Source organism: Nonomuraea thailandensis (assembly GCF_024172165.1).
Lineage (GTDB): Bacteria > Actinomycetota > Actinomycetes > Streptosporangiales > Streptosporangiaceae > Nonomuraea > Nonomuraea thailandensis.
The window spans coordinates 4,849,687-4,863,900 of sequence record NZ_JAMZEB010000002.1 but is presented as its reverse complement, the minus strand read 5'-3'; the positions used below and the strand labels follow the sequence as shown (position 1 = coordinate 4,863,900).

Annotated in this window: 11 protein-coding genes and 2 pseudogenes; 9 read left to right on the top strand and 4 right to left on the bottom strand. The window is 68.8% G+C overall.

Features of this window, described 5'->3' with window-relative positions; genetic code table 11:
* Positions 1-26 precede the first annotated feature (26 nt).
* On the bottom strand, positions 27-926 hold the full coding sequence (locus HD597_RS25965; RefSeq protein WP_253745327.1) for a polysaccharide lyase family 20 protein: 900 nt from the start codon (positions 924-926) through the stop codon (positions 27-29).
* Positions 927-1,066: 140 nt separating this feature from the next.
* Here HD597_RS25965 and HD597_RS25960 point away from each other — a divergent pair, with 140 nt between their 5' ends.
* From HD597_RS25960 to HD597_RS25930, 7 genes and pseudogenes are all read left to right on the top strand, one after another.
* Positions 1,067-2,146, top strand: coding sequence for a substrate-binding domain-containing protein (locus tag HD597_RS25960; protein ID WP_308210695.1), 1,080 nt, complete (start codon positions 1,067-1,069; stop codon positions 2,144-2,146).
* 118 nt (positions 2,147-2,264) lie between these two features.
* Entirely contained in the window at positions 2,265-3,557 is a 1,293-nt protein-coding gene (locus HD597_RS25955) for an ABC transporter substrate-binding protein (protein ID WP_253745325.1), read from the top strand.
* The gene (locus tag HD597_RS65960) at positions 3,554-4,423 is read left to right on the top strand and encodes a carbohydrate ABC transporter permease (RefSeq protein WP_253745324.1); all 870 of its coding nucleotides are present in this window, start codon (positions 3,554-3,556) and stop codon (positions 4,421-4,423) included. Before HD597_RS25955 ends, HD597_RS65960 begins: the two co-directional genes overlap by 4 nt.
* Complete coding sequence (locus tag HD597_RS25945; protein WP_253745323.1) at positions 4,420-5,310, top strand: carbohydrate ABC transporter permease; 891 nt, start codon at positions 4,420-4,422, stop codon at positions 5,308-5,310. The genes HD597_RS65960 and HD597_RS25945 overlap by 4 nt, the downstream gene beginning before the upstream one ends.
* Positions 5,307-6,287, top strand: coding sequence for a hydroxyacid dehydrogenase (locus tag HD597_RS25940; protein ID WP_253745322.1), 981 nt, complete (start codon positions 5,307-5,309; stop codon positions 6,285-6,287). Before HD597_RS25945 ends, HD597_RS25940 begins: the two co-directional genes overlap by 4 nt.
* Before the next feature lie 21 nt (positions 6,288-6,308).
* Positions 6,309-8,330 carry an outer membrane protein assembly factor BamB family protein gene (locus HD597_RS25935; protein WP_253745321.1) on the top strand — a complete coding sequence of 674 codons (2,022 nt, stop codon included), beginning with the start codon at positions 6,309-6,311 and terminating at the stop codon, positions 8,328-8,330.
* 285 nt (positions 8,331-8,615) lie between these two features.
* A pseudogene (locus HD597_RS25930) lies at positions 8,616-8,753 on the top strand (MerR family transcriptional regulator); the annotation flags it as partial.
* A 694-nt stretch (positions 8,754-9,447) separates the two neighbouring features.
* Here the strand turns inward: HD597_RS25930 and HD597_RS25925 are convergent.
* Both HD597_RS25925 and HD597_RS25920 read right to left on the bottom strand, forming a co-directional pair.
* Positions 9,448-9,655: pseudogene (locus HD597_RS25925) on the bottom strand (transposase); the annotation flags it as partial.
* Positions 9,656-9,811: 156 nt separating this feature from the next.
* On the bottom strand, positions 9,812-10,066 hold the full coding sequence (locus HD597_RS25920; protein WP_253745320.1) for a hypothetical protein: 255 nt from the start codon (positions 10,064-10,066) through the stop codon (positions 9,812-9,814).
* A 121-nt stretch (positions 10,067-10,187) separates the two neighbouring features.
* On the opposite strand from HD597_RS25920, the gene HD597_RS25915 reads away from it, so the two are divergent.
* Positions 10,188-10,742, top strand: a complete 555-nt coding sequence (locus HD597_RS25915) for a C40 family peptidase (protein WP_253745319.1) — start codon at positions 10,188-10,190, stop codon at positions 10,740-10,742.
* A gap of 357 nt (positions 10,743-11,099) precedes the next feature.
* Here the strand turns inward: HD597_RS25915 and HD597_RS25910 are convergent, their stop codons facing one another.
* Positions 11,100-12,734 (bottom strand): thiamine pyrophosphate-binding protein, encoded by a 1,635-nt coding sequence (locus tag HD597_RS25910; RefSeq protein ID WP_253745318.1) that lies wholly within the window; start codon positions 12,732-12,734, stop codon positions 11,100-11,102.
* Between the two features lie 233 nt (positions 12,735-12,967).
* Here HD597_RS25910 and HD597_RS25905 point away from each other — a divergent pair, with 233 nt between their 5' ends.
* Positions 12,968-14,071: an FAD-dependent oxidoreductase gene (locus HD597_RS25905; protein ID WP_253745317.1), complete on the top strand. Its 1,104-nt coding sequence runs from the start codon at positions 12,968-12,970 to the stop codon at positions 14,069-14,071.
* The last annotated feature ends 143 nt before the right edge of the window (positions 14,072-14,214 follow it).

Below are 14,214 nucleotides of genomic sequence, written 5' to 3'. Positions count from 1 at the left end.
GGGGGACCGGACCCTCCGGCCGCGTGTCATGCCGAGGGGTCGACGTCCTGGAATCCTGTGGACGTATCAGCTGCTACGGCGATGTTGTCGTGCCACACGACGCGTTCCGTGACGGCGGTGGGCCCTTGTCTCCATGCGGGCTTGTAGATGCCCCACTTGAGGTAGCCGAACGTGCCGGTGCCGCTGTTGTAGGTGTTGGCCACGTTTTCGGCGTTCAGGACCTGGGTCCAGCCGGGGAGCTTGCTGGTCTGGTGCCAGGCGGTGATGGAGCCGGTCTGCGTGTAGCTCCAGTTCACCTGAAAGACGAAGTCGTGCCAGGCGCCCTTGGTCAGCGCGGTGAGGTCGTAGCTGGTCTTCGTCAGGTTGGCGTCCGCGTTGTCACGGTAGTCGCACAGGACCGGATCGGAGTTGACGCGAAGACGGAGCTTGCTCGCGGACGTCGTGGACGGTGGGAGAACTTCGAGGAACATGGAGGGCGACCGGTTCGGGTTGTCGCAGGAGGACTTGGTGTGATGCCACTGGAAGATGATGTCCTCCGCCGTGGCGTCGTCCTGCCAGGTCGAGGGGATGTAGACGCTGAAGCCGTACCAGGACGTCTGCCCCGGCTGAAAGCGAGTGGCCACGATGTTCACGGTGTCGCTCTCGGCTCTCGGACCGCCGGAGACCTCGGGGTCTGCGTACCTCAGGGCGGAGCGGATGGAGTAGGTTCCGGCGCGATGCAGGCTGCCGTCGGGGTTCAGCGAGTAGGTGCAGCACCCACTCGCGCCGATGCCCGCGTAGCCGGAGTCGGTCCGGCCGTTGTCGTACGTCGCCCGCATGATCGTGTCCGCGGACGCTGTGGCGCTCGTGAGGGCGACGATCAGGCAGGGGATCGCGATGGCGGCGACCGGTGAGAGGGGACGAGCGCACCTTCTGCGGTGGTGCATGGTTGCCCTCCTGGGCATGATGGCGACCGAGCGCTCCTGCCGATCGCGGTGACGCCAGATGACTATCCGATATCATTCGAAAGCGTGTCAAGGTCCTTCCGCCATACTGGTTTCGGTAGGGACGATCGAAAGGGCTAGGTGTGCTGACCGAGGAGCGACACGAGGCGATCCTGCGCGCATTGCGCCTGAATGGCTCGATCAAGGTGAGCGAGGTCGCGGCGAAGCTGGGCGTCTCCAGCGTCACCATCAGGCACGACGTTCGCGAGCTGGCCGGGCGCGGGCTGCTCAGGCGCGTCCACGGCGGCGCCACCCTGCTGCCGGAGGCGGAGCAGACAGCGCCTGCCGAAGTGGGGCCGAAGGAACTCGCCTCTCAGGACGAGAAACTGGTCTTCGGCATGGTGGTGCCGAACACCTCCTACTACTACCCGGAAGTGATCAAGGGGGCGCAGTCCGCGGCGGCCCGGTACGGTGCCCGGCTGGTCCTGGGCGTCTCGCACTATGACCTGCGACAGGAACAGAAGGAGGCCGAGCAGCTCCTGGCCGACGGCGTCCACGGGATTCTGCTGACCCCGAGCATGGACCTGGCCTCCTCTCCGGAGACGGGCCGGTGGCTGGAGAGCATCGACATCCCCGTCGTCATGGTCGAGCGGCGGGCGAGCTTCGAGCTGGGCAACGTGGAGCAGGTCGCCTCCGACCACGTCTTCGGCGCCTATCTCGCGGTCAAGCACCTGGCCGGCCTCGGCCACGACCACGTGGCGCTCCTGGCACGCGAGGAGAGCTTCACCACCCCCTGGTTGCTCCAAGGCCATGCCAGGGCGCTGACGGCGTTCGGGATGCGACCGGCCGAACCCCGCCTGCTGATCGGTTCGGCCGAGCACGACCCGGCGGAGATGAGCGCCCAGATCGAGCAATTCGCGGACCTGGTGGTGGCCGAATCCGTGAGAGCCGCGCTGGTCCACAACGACCTCGACGCCGTCCAGCTCATCCGCAAGCTCATGGCTCGCGGTGTCAGCGTGCCGCGCGACATCGCCATCGTCACCTACGACGACGAGGTGGCGACGATGGCCGCCATCCCGCTGACCGCCGTCGCACCGCCCAAGCACGCGGTCGGCGCGGCGGCCGTAGAACTGCTGGCCCGGCGTATGGCCGACCCCGACGGCGCGTTCCGGCATCTCCTGCTCCGGCCCGAATTGAGAGTTCGCGCATCCTGCGGCGCCTGAGCCGGGGCACCGCGTACGCGTGTACTGCCGTGATCTGTTTGTGACGCTCTCTGCATTGACATGCTGTCGATCGAAATCGAATGATTGCGTTTAATCGCATCAGCAGGGAGCGCACACTATGAAGATCAGAAAGTCGATGGGGCTGACCGGGGCGATCGTCTCGCTGTCTCTCCTCGCGGCCTGTGGCGGCACTGAAGACCCGGCCGCCACAACGACGGACGAAATCACTTTCTGGTCGTCAGTGAAGGCCTCGGACGTCGTCGCCCAGAAGTTCAACGAGACACACCAGGACTTCAAGGTCAAACTCGAGTCCGTCCCCTCGGGAGCGGAGTACTACAACAAACTGTCTAACGCTGTCAAAGCGGGCACCGTCCCGGATGTGGCGCAGGTGGAATTCATGCGGCTGCCGGAAGTCGCCGGCACCGGCCAGCTGGAGGACCTGACCGCCAGCGTCGGCCCGCTCGTCGCCGAGAAGTTCCCGGCGCAGATCCAGCAACTGGTCAACCTCGGCGGCAAGACCTGGGGCGTGCCCCGCGACACCGGACCGATGATGCTCTACTACCGCAAGGACTTCTTCGACCAGCACAAGATCGACGTCCCTGCGACCTGGGAGGAGTACCGCAAGGCCGCCGAGAAGACGAAGAAGGCCGACCCGAAGGCCCGCGCCGGCGTGTTCTGGAACAACGACGCCTCCGTGCTGACCGCCCTGTCCTGGCAGGCGGGCGGCAAGTGGTTCGGCACCCAGGGCGACGCGTGGCAGGTCAACCTCGACGACGAGCCCTCGAAGAAGGTCGCCGACTACTGGCAGGGCCTGGTCAAGGACGATCTCGTCCGCCCCCTCCCGGCGCTGCTCGACGCGTTCTGGCAGAGCGTCAAGGCGGAGGAGACCGTCGCCTACGTGTGCGCGAGCTGGTGCGCGGGCGGCCTCCAGGCCACCGTGCCCGACCAGAAGGGCAAGTGGGCCGTCGCCCCGCTGCCCACCTGGGACGGCAAACCCGCGTCCGGCATGTACGGCGGCTCCGCCTACGCCGTCCCCAAGGGCGCCAAGCACACCGCCCAGGCGGCCGAGTTCATCAAGTGGATCACCACCGACCCCGAGGGCATCAAGGCCTGGGTCTCCAGCGGCACCAGCAGCATGTTCCCCGCCGACCCCGCGCTGGTGGACGTCGTCAAGCAGTCCTTCACGACCGACTTCTTCGACGGCCAGGACATCTACGCCACCGGCCGCACCGCCTACGACTCCATCATGCCCGGCTGGACTTGGGGCCCGGCCATGGGCACCACCTTCACCTCGATCGTCGACTCCCTGGCCAAGGTCAAGGACGACGCGGCGCTCTCCGGCGCGCTCACCACCGCCGAGACCGCGACCCTGGCCGACATGAAGGCCCGCGGGCTGAGCGTGGCACCGTGACCCGACGCCGACAGGCGACGGCCACCCTCTTCGTCGCCCCGTTCCTGCTCCTCTTCCTCGCCATCACCATCACCCCGCTGGCCTACGCCGCCTGGCTGAGCCTGTTCACCGAGAAGGCCTCCGGGCTCGGCTTCGGCGGGGCGCAGACGGTCTTCGCCGGCCTGGACAACTACGTGCGGGCCCTGTCGGACGCCGCCTTCCGCAACGGATTCGCCGTCATCGCGGCCTACTGCCTGCTCTACATCCCCCTGATGATCGGCGGGGCGCTCGTCCTGGCCCTGCTCCTGGACTCGGCGCTGGCCAGGATGAAGCGCTTCTTCCAGGTCGCGCTCTTCCTGCCGCACGCGGTGCCCGGACTGATCGCCGCGATCATCTGGGTCTACCTCTACACGCCCGGTCTCAGCCCGATCGTCGACCTGCTGCAGTGGGACTTCCTCTCGGCCGACCACGCGCTGCTCTCGGTGGTCAACATCGCGACCTGGCAGTGGATCGGCTACAACATGATCATCTTCTATGCGGCGCTGCAGGCCGTGCCACGCGAGGTCCTCGAGGCCGCCACCGTGGACGGCGCAGGCGGCATCCGCACGGCATGGTCGATCAAGGTGCCGCTGATCCGCGCCGCCGTGGTCATGGCGGCCCTGTTCACCGTGATCGGCGCCATCCAGCTCTTCACCGAACCCAAGATCATGAACCGGGCGGCCTCCACGGTCGGCAGCTCCTGGACACCGAACATGTACGCGTTCACCGCCGCCTTCGACCGCCACGACTATGGCCTGGCCGCCGCGGCCTCACTGCTCATCGCGCTGCTCGGCGCCGTCCTGTCCTTCGTCGTGACCCGCGCCACGTCCGGGAGGAAGCCGCGATGACCCTGGCTCTCGACCGCAGCGAACCTCGCCGGTTCTCGATGCCCGCGGCCCTGCTGTCCCGCGCCGGGGTGAACGGCGCGCTGGTGCTCGCCACCGCCTACACCTTCATGCCGCTGCTGTGGCTGCTGATGTCGGCCACCAAGGACATCGACGACCTGTTCGGCACCAACGGATTCGCCCCCGGCAACAGTTTCCAGCTCTGGGCGAACCTGAAACACCTGCTGACCGCCTCCGACGGCATCTACCTGCGCTGGCTCGGCAACACCCTGCTCTACGCCGTCGGCGGCGCCGCCGTCGCCGCCTTCCTGTGCGTGCTGGCCGGCTACGCCTTCGACAAGCTGGCCGTGCCGTACAAGGAGAAGCTGTTCGGCTTCGTCCTGCTGGGCGTGCTGGTCCCGGCCACCGCGACTGCGCTCCCGCTCTACCTGCTGGCGGCCAAGATCGGGCTGGTCAACACCTTCTGGGGCGCGTTCCTGCCCGGACTGGTCTTCCCCTTCGGGGTCTACCTCGCCCGGGTGTTCAGCGCCTCGTACGTGCCCGGCGAGGTCCTCGAAGCGGTGCGGGTGGACGGCGCCAGCGAGTGGCGGGCGTTCTGGAGCGTCGCCCTGCCGATGTTGCGGCCCGGCTTCGTCACGATCTTCCTGTTCCAGCTCACCCACATCTGGAACAGCTTCTTCCTGCCCCTGGTCATGCTCTCCGACCAGCGGCTCTACCCGGTCAACCTCGGCCTGTTCACCTGGAACGCCGCCGCCTTCGACCAGGGCCACCCCGAGAACTACCTGCTGGCCATCACCGGCTCACTGATCGCCGTGATTCCCCTCCTGATCGCGTTCCTGCTCCTGCAACGCCACTGGAAGGCGGGCATGACCGCGGGAGCCGTCAAATGACGCACGCGCTGCTGGCCATGAACCCCGTCCACCGGGATCCGCTCTTCGGCCCCGCAGAGATCGCCCGGCTCACGTCGCTGGTGACAGTGGACCCCGCCCTGGTCGTCCAGGACTTCACGGATATCTCTCTGGAGCAGGTCGAGGTTCTGATCACCTCCTGGGGCTGCCCGCCGATCGACCGCCGGGTACTCGACCGGGCGCCCCGGCTGCGCGCCGTCGTCCACGTGGCGGGCTCGGTGAAACACCACATCACCGACGCGTGCTGGGAAAGAGGAATCGCGGTCTCCTCGACCGCTGCCGACAACGCGATCCCCGTGGCCGAGTACACGGTCGCGGCCATCCTCTTCGCCGGCAAGCGGGTCCTGCCGATCGCCGACCTCTACCGCCGTCACCAAGCCGTCCCCGACTGGACTGCGGCCTTCCCCGACCTGGGCAACTACCGCCGCACCGTCGGCATCGTCGGCGCCTCGGCCATCGGCCGCCGCGTCATGCACCTGCTGCGCCGCTTCGACCTCGACGTCCTGGTCGCAGACCCGTACCTGCACACCGGTACGGCGGAGGCCGCACTGGTCACGCTGGAGGACCTGCTGGAACGCAGCGACATCGTCAGCCTGCACGCGCCCGAACTGCCCGAGACCCGCCACCTGCTGAACCGGGAACGGCTGGCCCGCATGCGCAACAGCGCCACCCTGATCAACACCGCGCGCGGCTCCCTGGTGGACCTCGACGCGCTCACCGCCGAACTGGTGTCCGGGCGCCTGCACGCGGTCATCGACGTCACCGACCCCGAACCGCTGCCCCCCGGCCACCCCCTGTACGACCTGCCCAACGTGCTCCTCACCCCGCACATCGCAGGCTCGATCGGAGGCGAGCTCCGCCGGCTGACCCGGACGGCCCTCGACGAGCTGGAGCGCTTCACCCAGGGCCGGCCGTTCGCCCACCCCGTCAACCCGGCCCTGCTGCACCGCTCAGCATGACCCCCCGAACAAGGAACTCCCATGGACGAACCCCCCATCCTCAACCGACGCCACCTGCTGCGGCTCGGCGGCGCAGCAGGCCTGGCCGCCGCGACGACCGCCGCGACGACCGCCGTGACCTCCGCGCAAGCGGGCGCCACGTCGCGACCCCGGACGACGATCACCGACCTGGGGCCGGCGATCGTGCAGTTCTCACTGATGAGCGGCCTGCTGGTCGGCGACACCGTCTACATCGGCTCACGCAATCTCGACCCCGCCAGGGTGGTCGGCTTCCACCTGCCGACGCGCAAGGTGGTCTCGCGCACCGATCTCAGCGCTGGCCACGCCGTCCAGGCGCTGGCGGCCGACCCGGCCGGCCGGTACCTGTACATCGGTGTCCTGCAGCAGAAGGCGGGCCCGCCGAACCTGTTCCGATGGGATCTCACGGCCACGGGCACGCCGGCCGTGGCCGTCGGCACCATCGGCGACCGCGACATCCGCGACCTCACGGTGGCGCCGGACGGCAAGGTGTACGCCGTGGGCGGCGTGCCGGGCACCGCGCCCGCGCTGTGGGAGTACGACCCGGCCACCGGCCAGGTGACCAAGCTCGGGGTACCCGACGCGAACGCCACCCTGGCCAGAGCGGTCGTGGCCACCGCGACGACGGTGTTCTTCGGCGCCGGCAGCGTCCTGGCCGGCGGCGGCGGCGCGAGCAAGGCCTCGCTGTTCGCCTTCGACCGCAGCGCGCGTACCTTCACCTCCGTCGTGCCGGTGGAGCTGGAGAAGGATCCCAGCCTGCGCGAGCTGGCCGTCATCGGCGGCCGGCTCGTCGCCGGCACGTCGGGATCGACCGAGCCCGCGAAAGTCGCCGTGATGGACCTGGCCGACCTGTCCTCCTACACCGTGGTGCCCACGAGCGGGAAGACGGTCAAGATGTTCGCCGCGAGCGGTGACCAGATCTTCTTCGCCACCGAGTCCGGGGTGCACGCCTACTCGACGACGTCGAAGACGATCGCCGAGGTCGAGTTCGACGGGCCGGATCTTGGCGAGATCTGGGGTGTCGACCATGTGGACGGCAAGCTCGCGGTCGTCTCGGGCTACGGCTTCGTCGCCGAGATCGACCTCGCGGCCCGCACGTCCGTGGTCACCGATCTCGGCGAAGCGGGCGCTCCCGCCGACCCGCAACTCGGGATGGGGGTCGCGGCCGGCGGCGGGTACGTCTACCTCGGCGGCACCGGCGCTCTGGCCCGCCACGACCTGCGGACCGGCGAGGTGGTCAACCTCCGCGTCCCCGGCGAGGCGAAGGACGCCGAAGTGCTCGGCGGCGTGCTCTACACCGGCCAGTACAGCGCGGAGGGCATCTGGGCGTACGACCCGGCCGACGGCAAGGGGCCACGCCAGGTCGCCCATTTTCCCGCCGAGCAGAACCGGCCGCTGGACGTGTGCTGGGACAAGGTCCACCGGCTGCTGCTGGTGGGGGCGCAGTCCGACACCGAGGGCGGCGGCTCCCTGTGGACCTACGACCCGAAGACCGGAAAGTCCGCCATCCACGTCAACCCGATCGACGACCTCCAGCTGGTGCGCGCGGTCGCCACCAAGGACGGCGTCGCCTACCTGGGCGGCGACAACCCCTACACCGAGGGGCCGCGCGGCACCCTGGTCGCCTGGAACCCGGTCGCCGGCAGAGAATGGTGGCGCCTGGACCCCCAGCAGCCCCGGGGCGTGGCAGCCCTGGCCGTCCTCGGCCGGCACCTGTACGGGCTGGCCCGGGAGGGCGGATTCTTCGTCGTCGACCTGCCCACCCGCCGGATCGTGCACACCGCCGACCTGAGCGGCATCTGCCCCGGCTTCGCGGCCCTGCTCACCAACCGAGGCGCCGTCTACGGCGTGTCCGACACCACCGTGTTCCGCTTCGACCGCAGGACCTTCGCCGCCACCGCCGTGATCGCCGGCAGCAACGGCGGCTGGTTCAGCGGGCCGCACATCAACGCCGACGAGCGCGGCCGGCTCTACACCCTGCGCGGCCGCAACCTCGTCCAGATCGACGTGCCACCACGCCGCTGATCCGCAACCGCGTGATCCCGGCCTGCAACGTCGTGAAACGGCCACGGCATTGTGGTGCCCGGGCATCGGGCTTCGGCCCTGCCCAGTGCCTCATCACCCCTTTCCGGGACGCAGGGGCATCGCTGTGGACGTTTCGCTGCGAAAGGCGGCCGATCACCTCATCCCTCGACAGGACCACCCGGGAGACGTGCAGATCGGCGTCCCGGCGTGCAGGCAGGGGATGGGGCCTCCCCGCGCGTCCCTCCGGCGACGCCAGGCGTACACCGGGACAGTGAGCAGGTCACGCTGCGCCTGGCCGCCCCCGCCCGCGAACTCGTCGACGCCGGCAACCCGGTGGAGGCGGCCTGCCGCATCATCATCTTGGAAGACCAGCTCGCCGACGCGCTGCGCATCAACGAAGAGCTGCGTCGCCGACACGACTGACCGCCCGCGTTCCGGCCTCGGCAGAGCCGGGGCCATCGGGACCGCCCCCGCAGCAACGACGTCGGACAGCGTCGCGACCACAGGGATGGAAGACCCCACGACCGAGGAGAACGGCCCGCCGAGCGCTGGATGCTGACCACCCGACACCCCGGTCACCCTCAGCAACCTGGCCAGGGTCTACTGATCCGGGGTGAGTCATCTCCCTGGATGAGGCGACACTGGCCGATTTCCGAGCGGTTGCCGGGCGTCGACCCCCTCTGACGCAGGCAGTTCGCGGCTACCTCTCAGAGATGACCTCGCACGGCGATGATGCGTGACCGCTCCTGAGATACCCGCTCGACGTCTAACTGCGGCTTGTCGCGCACCCTCCAGAGCGCCGCTCCGCTGATCGTGAACGTGCGGAGCAACTGTTGGCGTAACAGCCGTCCCACGAACGGTGATCTCGGGACGGCTCCTGGGCATGCTGCCGGCCGCGCTCCTGATGCGGCAGTGCTGTCCACGCCCGCGCCCACACCGGTGCCCTCGACGTACAAATTCGGGTTCGCCGCCTCCACCGGCTTGTTCGCCGACGTCCACCTGATTCGTCACGTCGTCGTCCGCCCGGTGGCGGAGGGGCCGGAACTGACGCTCGTCAAGCGGGGCGCGGAGGACTCGCCGTGGACCGACCCTGTGCCAGTGGGGCACCACGGTGCCGTACGAGTACGTGGTTCACCACCGACCTGGCGTGGGTGGCGTCCAGGAACAGATACGGGAACGTCTGCCCGGTCAGAAACCGGTCGCGGCAGGCGGTGAGTTCCTCGTCCAGGTCGGCGCGGATGCGCGAGACCTCGCTCTTGCCAGATGCCGGTGTCCACGTCGAGGCCTTCGACCAGGTCGTCGACCGGGGGAGTGGACAAGCCATGCGCCGCAGACCAGGGTGCTGACCTGCTCCAACGCCACCACGCGTCCTCCGCGACGGCCGTCCTACTGGCTCGTCCGCGACGCTTGGCCGCCTCCAAATGATCTAAAGAGATCCTTTAGTAGGGCAGACTGTAGTCGATACGCCACGATGGGTAGGTTCACGGCGGTTCCGGCGGAAAGGACGACCCATGGACCAGCAGCAGGCATCGCAGGTTGAGCCACCCGCGCGGCGAAACCCGCGCGTGATCCGGCATCACGTTCTCCACTGTTTCGCTGACAGGAGCCGATTCGATCTCGGCCCGGCCCGCAGTGCCGGCGGCGGTGACCGGCCGGCCGTCACCTCGCCCCGCCCTCGGCGTGGTGTCGGGACGCGCCTGCCTGATGGTGGCACCTCCGGCGATGGCTTCGGCCATGGCCCGCAGGCACGACGACGTGGCGCGGCTGTGGGAACGGTGCTGGATTCGATACGCCGGGACGGCCGGCAACGTTCACGCCCGAGCCGGGCGGTCGCACCCTGACGTCGGGGGCGGACACGTGCGCGACAAGGTTCGTTCGCCTTCCCGGTCCAGGCTGCGTGAGTGCTGCCTGGCGCTGAGCGGCGCGGCGCTCACCATGATCGTGGCGGCCGGAGGGCTGATTCTCCCTGGTCCGGTGGCTCGGGCGGTGACGGGCGATTCCGTTGCCGGCGAGGCCAAGGCGGCCAAGGCGAGCAAGATCGCCCGGCAGCAGGAAAAGGCCCGCAAGGCCGTGGCCGTGGCCAAGCGGCAGATCGGCGACCCCTACCGGTATGGCGCCGTCGGGCCTGGTTCCTTCGATTGCTCCGGCCTGACCCAGTACGTCTGGAAGAAGGCCGGCGTGCGGCTCCCGCGTATGGCCCGCAGCCAGTTCGCCGGGATCCGGCCGAGGGTCTCCCGGAAGAACCTCTTGCCAGGCGACCTGATGTTCTTCCGCGGTCTGCGGCACGTGGTGATGTACATCGGCAACGGCAAGATGATCCACTCGCCACGGACCGGCGAACGGGTGCGCATCGAAAAGCTCCGGGCAAGCCGCGTATCCTCCTTCGTCGGCGCCGTCCGCCCCGGCATCTGACGAGCTTCGTGAGCGCGGACCAGCCGGGCTGATCCGCAGAACCGGCACAACCAGCCGTAGGCCCACGCTGCGATGGGTGCGCCATCGCGCTGCCCGCCGTGAGGCCGGCGCCGCCGTTCGGCGGCCGGACTCATGCGCCGCGACCCCGCCGCCCGAGCCCGGTACCGAGGACGACGATCACCGATCCGGGCATGCGGGGCATCTGCGCGCAGCGGGCGCGCCGAGATCGATCGCCTCCTCGCCCACACAGGTCATGACCGAGCCTGCTTCCGGTACGCGGGCGGGCGGGCAGGATGGCAAGCCGGCAGGAGCGGGGGCCGGCGAGAAGGGACCGATGATGGACGACGAGGACGCGACTCAGGGCAACTGCGCGGGCAGGCTACGCGGGCTGACCTTCGCGACGATCAGCGCCGGGGCGGCGGACTCCTTCGCCTCGACGAGCGCCTGGTCGAGCTCTGCCGCGGTGTCCACGGAGTAGGTGTTGCGGACGCCGAAGCCGTGGGCGACCTTGGCGAAGTCCCACGGGTTGAGCACGACGTACGGTTTCGGCGCCGCGTTGGGATCGTCGTAGTAGCCCGAGTCGATGATGTACTGCTCCAGGCCGTAGACGCCGTTGTCGATGACCAGGACGACGGGGTTGCGGCAGTAGTGCGCGAACGTGGACAGTGACTGGGCGGTGGTGTGGAAGCCGCCGTCGCCGCAGATGACCAGGGGGCGCCGGCTCGACCCGAAGGACGCGCCGACCGCGGCGGCCACCGAGTGGCCGATGGAGGCCCACACGGCACCGGACAGGTATCCGTCGCGGCCCTTGACCGGCAGGTTCGCGGCTGAGGCGCCGCCGAGGAAGGTGTCGGGTATCACCAGCCACGAGTCGTCCAGCGCGGTGCCGACGCCGTCGTTCAGCGCGGCGCCGACGCGGTCGAACACCTGGGCGTAGGTCAGCGGGCCTGAGGCGGGGGGCGGGGCCGGGTCGACGGCGGCGGGCACGGGCTGTGGCGCCTGCTTGGCCGCCTCGGCCACGAGCGCGTTCATCAGGGCGAGAATGTCCGCGTCCTGCTTGGGACCGTTCTTGATCTTCACCTTGCCGTCGTAGGCGGTCACGATCTCGTTGGTACGGTTGCGGATGAACGTGGCATAGCTGCTGGGGAAGACGCAGCCGAGCATCACGATCAGATCCGCCTCCTGAACGGCGGCGGGCACGGAGCTGGGCGGGGCGAAGATCCCGACCCAGCCGTCTTCCTCCTCCGACAGCACCGACTTGGCCGGCACCTGGGCCGACCAGCGGATCCCGAGCTTGGCGATCAGGTCGGCCATGGTGTCGGCCAGCCCGTAGCGCTGGATCTCCAGGCCCACGATGAGCACCGGCTTCGTGGCGGCGCGGATGAGCCCGATGATCGTGGTGGCCAGCTGCTGCTCGGTGCCCACCGCCGGGTTGGTGACGGGCAGCGATCCGTCGGGGGGCGTGCAGGCGGCCGTCCAGATGGCCCGGTTGACTTCGAGGTAGACCGGCCGTTTCCGCCTGATGGCCGTCGAGATCGCGTGGTCGACCAGTGCGGGCACGTCGGCGGCCTGCTCGGCGCGAGCCGCGCTCGCGGTGACCAGCCGGTAGGCGTTGAGGTCACCGTCGGGCTGGCCGGTCGAGTGCGAGAACAGGACGTCGAGCTCCTTCAGGTTGGTCAGGTTGGCGGCATTCGGGCCGCCGTTCACGACGACGACCGGGCTGCGTTCGACGAAGGCTCCGGCGATGGCGTTGATCATGCTGAGCACGCCGACGCCGTTGGCCACCGAGACGACGCCGAGCCCTTTCGTACGTGCGTAACCGTCGGCCGCGTATCCCGCTTCGAGGTCGGTGGTGGTCACGACCGGTCTGATGTCGTGCGCGCCCACCGCGTCGAACAGCGGCGCACCGTATGCGGCGGGCACGCCGAACAAGGTGTCGACCTGGTGCTGGCTCAGCCGCTTGAGGATGTAGTCGGCGACGGTGAATGGCACGATAACGCTCCTGGTCATGCCCGCCGTACGGCAGATCAGTCGGAAACAGGCAGGCACGGATCGTCCGGCCGCTGGGACGCCTACCCGGGGGCACGGCCGGGCGAACGCGTGGAATCCAAGGCTTGACCCTATGTTTTCGCAGGTCAGAGGGGTCGGGTCGGCCGATCGGGTAGGCGTACCGGTGGCCAAGCGTCTGATCATCGGAGCCGGACATGTTGCTGGACGAGCGTGGTGTGAGCACCCTCCCCCCTCTGCCGACCGCGGACTTCACTTTCGATCCCCATCAGCCGGGCGCGTGCGTCGCGGGCCTGAGGCCCTACCGGACGAAGTCCTACCGGCTCGACAGGGAGGAACTGGGCGACAAGCTCGTGGTCCACAACTACGGCCACGGCGGCGGAGGCATCACGCTGAGCTGGGGCTGTGCCGCCAAGGTTCGGGACTTGGTGCTCAGACACCGGACCCAGAACAAGACCACCGAACGGGAGGTCGCGGTGATCGGCGCCGGCGTCATGGGACTGACCGCCGCCACGCTGCTGCTCGACCTCGGACTCGACGTCACGATCTACTCCGACCGCAAGCCGGTCGAGACCACGTCGTACAAGGCCGGCGGCCAATGGGCCGTTTCCCTGCTGGAGTACTCCAAGGACTTCGCCAAGGTGCAGGAGCTCCAGTACATCCTCAGGACCGCCTACACGATGTTCAAGGCCAGCATCGGCAAGGGTTTCGGCGTCTCCGAGGTCGACAACTACAGCGTCAACGCCACGTCGGGCATCGACGTGGTGCACGACCTCGTCCCGGGACTGCTGCCGCAGCGCGAATACCTCAAGCGCCTGCCGTTCGAAGGACACGACACCTCCGGCTACAGGTACCGGACGCTGCTCGTCGAACCCCCGATCTTCATCCCCAGGCTGGAACGCGACCTGAAGGCACGTGGCGTCACGTTCGTGAACCGGAGATTCATCAACAGCGCGGACGTGCTCACGTCCTTGACGCAGAAGACCATCATCAACTGCACCGGGCTCGGCGCGAAGGACTTGTGGAACGACTCCGACATGCTCCCGCTCAGAGGACAACTCGCGATGTTGCGGCCACAGCCGAACCTGGAATATCTGTACGGCCAGAACGGGTACATGTTCCCGCGCAACGACCACGTCATCATCGGGGGCACCGTCGAGGAGACCTGCGAAGAGACGTTCGACCCGGCACAGTGCCGCAAGCTGGTGGAGTACATGGCCGGGGTGTTCGGTCAGCGGCCGCCGGAGCCGATGCCGGAATTCCACATCCACCACCCGCGCAACGAACTCCTGGTCGATCCGAGGCTGTCGATCTCCTTGTGACCGCAGGGCAGTACTCCGCCTCACCCGGCGCGCGGGTGGTGGGCGAGGCCGACCCTGCAGACGCTGGAGGGGTCTGCGGGGCCGGCCGGGGCATGGGAGCCCCTGGTACCAGCGGCGACTCGCTCGCTGAGGGGACGGCGGAT

Bases quoted from the DNA above. Each gene is read 5' to 3' on its own strand.
- HD597_RS25955 (WP_253745325.1), top strand. From the start codon at position 2,265: ATGAAGATCAGAAAGTCGATGGGGCTGACCGGGGCGATCGTCTCGCTG.
- HD597_RS25945 (WP_253745323.1), top strand. From the start codon at position 4,420: ATGACCCTGGCTCTCGACCGCAGCGAACCTCGCCGGTTCTCGATGCCC.
- HD597_RS25920 (WP_253745320.1), bottom strand. From the start codon at position 10,066: ATGGCCGAAGCCATCGCCGGAGGTGCCACCATCAGGCAGGCGCGTCCC.
- HD597_RS25935 (WP_253745321.1), top strand. From the start codon at position 6,309: ATGGACGAACCCCCCATCCTCAACCGACGCCACCTGCTGCGGCTCGGC.
- HD597_RS25965 (WP_253745327.1), bottom strand. From the start codon at position 926: ATGCACCACCGCAGAAGGTGCGCTCGTCCCCTCTCACCGGTCGCCGCC.
- HD597_RS25940 (WP_253745322.1), top strand. From the start codon at position 5,307: ATGACGCACGCGCTGCTGGCCATGAACCCCGTCCACCGGGATCCGCTC.